The 2777-nt window shown below is 30.3% G+C and carries 2 protein-coding genes; one reads left to right on the top strand and one right to left on the bottom strand.

Annotated features, from left to right (window positions below; translation table 11 throughout):
* On the bottom strand, window positions 1–519 hold a 519-nt coding region (locus DW862_RS25510; RefSeq protein ID WP_004323748.1), incomplete at its 3' end, for an STN domain-containing protein.
* A 377-nt stretch (window positions 520–896) separates the two neighbouring features.
* On the opposite strand from DW862_RS25510, the gene DW862_RS25505 reads away from it, so the two are divergent.
* A complete protein-coding gene (locus tag DW862_RS25505; protein ID WP_004314041.1) occupies window positions 897–2132 on the top strand; it encodes a site-specific integrase in 1236 nt (411 codons plus the stop codon).
* The last annotated feature ends 645 nt before the right edge of the window (window positions 2133–2777 follow it).

The following is a 2777-nucleotide window of genomic DNA, read 5'->3' as shown; positions in this document are numbered from 1 at the left end:
TTGGGAGGCATAACCGATATAGGATACTTCAAGTACATCACCTTTAGCTGCTTGTATTTTGAAATTTCCATCCATATCAGTGATAGTACCATTTGAAGTTCCTTTTACCAAAATACTAACTCCAATCAATGGTTCTCCTTTTGAATCAGTAACAGTACCACTTGCAGTAATTGGTGTTTTTTTCTGCTGCTCTTCTTTATTACTCTTCGCAGAAAGTACAATATGATTATCTACTATTGAAAAACTGACATTAACTCCTCTGAATAACTGATTCATTACATTATTCAAAGATTCTTTTGTTACCTTGATAGATATGACACGATTTATATCGACATCATTTGTGTTATAGACTACTGACATTGAAGTTTGTTTCTCAATTTCTTTCAAAGCAGTGTTCAAGGGTACTTTCGATAGATTAAGAGTGATCGTTCGTTCTTGCCCATAAGCTGAAGCAAAACACGAAACCAACAAAAGGAAGAATAACAAGTATGAAAACTTGTGTTTTATAATTTCTTTCATCTTATTCTTTTTAATTAGAAATAGTTTTTAGAGAATTTGTAATTAGAGGCGGTAAATGAGATTACCGTTTTCACACAAAGGTTTCATGTATCTCTGTTTCTCATAATTAATAAATTTAAAGGTTATACTTAAAATAAATTCCATAAGCGCTTATTCAATAGTAATACATTTTATGTTGTAACCTTACTAAACGAAGATAAGATTTTTTTCGAAAAAAATAGAATAGAAAGATTCCTAATTGAAAAATAAATACTCAAATATTTGATAAATAGAATCTTATGTACTTATTAAAATCAGGCTGATTTATTACATTTGCATACATTTTGCATACAATATATGTATGCTTTACCTATTGTATAGATATAAATATTCATTTTATGTTCAAATATTCAAAAGATGGAATTTCGGTTTTAACCATATTAGATACCAGAAGAGCAAAAAAGAGTGGACAGTTTCCTGTTAAAGTTCAAGTGGTATATAGAAGAAAGCAAAAATATTACTCAACTGGGAAGGAAGTGTCAAAAGAAGATTGGGCAAGGTTATTAAAAGTAAAAAGCCGGTTATTGGCAGAAATTCGATCAGATATAGAGAGTAGTTTTTCAACTATTAAGCAACAAGTTAACGAACTGATACAAAAAGGAGAATTTAGTATTGAAACATTAAGCGCCAGGTTAGGAAGGCAGATGAATGATATGACTTTGCGCAGTGCTTTTCGCTTAAAAATGAAAGAACTGGAAGCCAATGAACAAGCAAACACTTACTTAAATTATCAAAGTGCTTTAAAAAGTTTAGAAGATTTCGGAGGTTCCACTATACCTTTGGAAAACATTACAATTGATTGGCTTAAACGTTGTGAAAAATTTTGGATATCAGAAGGTAAAAGCTATTCAAGCATAAGTATTTATTTCCGAGCTTTAAAGTGTGTCTTAAATCGTGCTGTACATGATGGTATCATAAAAGAATCATCTTTTCCTTTTGGAAAGAATAAATATGAAATTCCTGAAGGGTGTGGACGTAAATTAGCACTTACTCTTTCTGAAATAAAAAAAGTAATGTCTTATCAATGTGAAACAAAAGATATAGAAGAATTTAGGGATCTCTGGGTGTTTTCTTATTTATGTAATGGCATTAATTTTATGGATTTATTATTTCTTCAGTATTCAAATATTATGGATGGAGAAATATGCTTTGTACGCTCTAAGACATCTCGAACTACCAAACATAACAAAGAGATACATGCAATCATTACTCCTGAAATGTGGAATATTATTCAAAAATGGGGTAATCCAAGATTAAGCCCGCAAACGTATATTTTTAAATATGCTAGAGGAACTGAAGATGCCTTTGAAAAGATTAGATTGGTACGGCGTATTATAACCAAATGTAACAGAAGACTTAAAAAAATAGCCCAAGACATTGGAATTTTTCAGTTGACGACTTACACGGCAAGGCATTCTTTTGCTACAGTATTAAAACGTGGAGGTGCAAAAACCTCATATATTTCTGAAAGCTTGGGACACTCTAACTTATCTGTAACCGAGCACTATTTAGCATACTTTGAAAAAGAGGAAAGAATAAGGAATGCTCAATTATTGACTAACTTTAATCTCTAGATTAATACATTTGCATGCAAATTGTATGTACAATGAAAAATGGACCAATAATTGATATAGGATAAAAGTGAGTATAATATTAAAAAACGCATATTCAGATTACCTATAATTTAGAATATGCATCTTGTTATCAGGAGTGTTTTGAAAACCGCAGGGATTTCCACTTTAGCCAAACGTAATTCAAATAAAAAAGGATAATATTATTGCAAATTATTCTTTTTATCGCCCGCGTAGTGATAGAATAGTATCTAATATTGACAATATTAATCAAATGAAAAGATTCCGTTCTTTGTATTATCGGCACTAACTAGAAGAAAACAACTACTATAAAACAAGTTATTATTATTCTTTAAATGATTTGTTAGGTTCCATTTAAAGAATCAAAATGTTCCACACCGAGAAACGAAGTGATTCTCGGTGTGGAACATTCCTGAGAAAACGTCTTTTATCGAATATTCATACCGCATATATGAATAAAAACAATTTAATTACTGCATATTCATGTGCAATCTTACTAACTTTTTCTTTCATTCATTGATTTTGCTCAATTGTATTTAGCCTGATATCTTAAAAATAGAACATCTAATCTATTTATCTAACAAGAATTGGATCTAGAAAAAGTATATGAAACTGATTTTCTCCCAA

Source organism: Bacteroides sp. AM37-9 (assembly GCF_003603455.1).
In the GTDB taxonomy this organism is placed as follows: Bacteria; Bacteroidota; Bacteroidia; order Bacteroidales; family Bacteroidaceae; genus Bacteroides; species Bacteroides xylanisolvens.
This window is presented reverse-complemented; position numbering and strand designations above follow the sequence as displayed.

What these genes read in the sequence shown, in the direction of transcription:
- DW862_RS25505 (WP_004314041.1), top strand. Translation starts at nt 897, where the DNA reads ATGTTCAAATATTCAAAAGATGGAATTTCGGTTTTAACCATATTAGAT.